This window comes from Flavobacterium sp. EDS (assembly GCF_020991525.1).
Classification (GTDB): domain Bacteria; phylum Bacteroidota; class Bacteroidia; order Flavobacteriales; family Flavobacteriaceae; genus Flavobacterium.
In genome coordinates this window covers 1-1,087 of the sequence record NZ_JAJMOZ010000042.1, presented here as the reverse complement: position 1 = coordinate 1,087, position 1,087 = coordinate 1, and the positions used below count along the sequence as shown (strand labels likewise).

The following is a 1,087-nucleotide window of genomic DNA, read 5'->3' as shown; positions in this document are numbered from 1 at the left end:
TTCGTAAAGTCTCGACCCATAGTCATACATCCCAAGCCCCAGTTCGTTCTGCAGTTCTTTTCCGTTGAACTTATATTTATAAGGGTTTGGGGCTATTTTTATAAGTTTTTATCCATTAAATACAAAATTTTAAAGAACATGTTTTTAAAGGATAAACTTACTATTTTATTACTCAAATCCAAAAGTAAATTTTTAAGACAGCTATAAAAATAACCAGGCTTTTACTAAAGCAGATTGTCCTTCGGTTAAGTCTTTTCAGATGAGTTCTCAGTGTCAAATTTTTCCTCTCAATATGATTGGTACCGAAACGTTTTACAGAATGCAGTTTCTCATCAATCAGATACCTGTAATTTTTTAATCTGTCCGTAAATATCTTTTTAGCGTCAGATAATTTTAAAGTTTCCAGAACACGGTTCAGAGTTTTATTGGTTCGTTTTCCAACATTAAAACTCACAACTGTTTTAGAATTCTTTTCCAATGCATAAACCAGCCAGATATAATTTTTCTTGTGTCTTATATAGGTACACAGCTCATCGACTTCATAAGTTTTGCCTTTGCTGATAATTGGTTTGCTAATATTTCTGGCAATTGAAACAATCCTTTTCAATAATGTTGTAGTAGAAATATTTAATATTCTTGCTGTGCTTCTTATTCCCAAACCCTCTTTGGTTAATTGAATGATATTTTGGTTTATATCTCCTTTATAAGCCAGATATGCATAATTTTCAACTCTAGTTTTCCCGCATGCTCTGCAAATATATCTTTGATTACCAGACTTTGTCTTTCCATACTTTATCATATTTCGAATGTCACCAACACATCTGTAACACTTAGTCTGGTTTGACTCCATTTTTTCCGATTTAAGGCATTATAAAATAAAAAAACAGCCCAAAGGCTGTTTTAATTTTTATGCGATATTAATATAAATATCTGATTTTCTGTAAATGTCAGATGAAATATTTAACCACCAACACATCTGATACATTACCGTCTTTCGTGATAGAAAATAAATTTTTGTGATTGTTTTTTCTTCCACGATAAGTTTATAAATAAAATTTAAGTTGTAGAATAAAACTGCTACCCCAAA

Annotated in this window: 1 protein-coding gene; it reads right to left on the bottom strand. The window is 30.7% G+C overall.

Annotation, left to right across the window (positions count from 1 at the left end; genetic code table 11):
* Positions 1–172: 172 nt before the first annotated feature.
* Positions 173–850 carry an IS1 family transposase gene (locus tag LPB87_RS20580; protein ID WP_230729223.1) on the bottom strand — a complete coding sequence of 226 codons (678 nt, stop codon included), beginning with the start codon at positions 848–850 and terminating at the stop codon, positions 173–175.
* Between the last annotated feature and the right edge of the window lie 237 nt (positions 851–1,087).